The organism is Acetomicrobium sp. S15 = DSM 107314 (assembly GCF_016125955.1).
Classification (GTDB): domain Bacteria; phylum Synergistota; class Synergistia; order Synergistales; family Thermosynergistaceae; genus Thermosynergistes; species Thermosynergistes pyruvativorans.
This window is the reverse complement of the sequence record NZ_JADEVE010000125.1, coordinates 1-696: the sequence shown is the minus strand read 5'-3', so window position 1 is coordinate 696 and position 696 is coordinate 1. Positions and strand designations below refer to the sequence as shown.

At 48.6% G+C, this 696-nt stretch carries 1 protein-coding gene; it reads left to right on the top strand.

Annotated features, from left to right (window positions below):
- The coding region (locus tag EZM41_RS03095; RefSeq protein ID WP_198469415.1) for a C-type lectin domain-containing protein at positions 1 to 601 on the top strand (601 nt) is incomplete at its 5' end.
- Between the last annotated feature and the right edge of the window lie 95 nt (positions 602 to 696).

Sequence of the window (696 nt, the reverse complement as noted above, 5' to 3'; positions counted from 1 at the left end):
CTGCTTCTTCCTCGCTGTGTCCTCACCACCTGAGAAAAAGATGCTGTCTGCTCTTCACTTTGCTCTGTTGGTCTGTTTGGCCGGTGGGCTGCTGCCTGCAGGATATGGATGGTCTTCAGGAGGTCATTCAGGGTATGGACCAAAGGGACATGGACCTCCATCCTACTACCAGAATGATAAAAGCTACTGCTGCCCAGCTCGCTGCCCTCCTGGTTGGATTGAGCTCGGCCAACGCTGCTACGCCTACCATGACAAGCCAAAGAGTTGGCACGATGCAGAGCACCACTGCCTGTCCCTGGGAGCAAATCTGGCCTCCATCCACTCAGAATACGACAATAACTTCCTCAAGAACCACATGTACACAGTGTCTGGTTCCAGGAAACCTACCTGGATCGGAGCCCATGACACCATGACGGAGGGCAAATTTATGTGGAGTGATGGAACTAAATACAAGTATGGAGCCTTTGGACCCTCAAAGAAACCAGACCCACTGAAGAACTGCCTGCGGACGAATGCAGATTACGGCTTTTCAGATGAGAAGTGTGGCCTGCCTCTTCCTTACCTGTGCTGCAAAGACAGAAAATATGAAGAATCTTACTAAACGTTGTTTGTTACACTTACTTCCTTTTTTCTGTGACAGATGTTTGGATCGATACCACTCTGCTGTCTAAAAGTAAATTTTATTCATTTCCATCA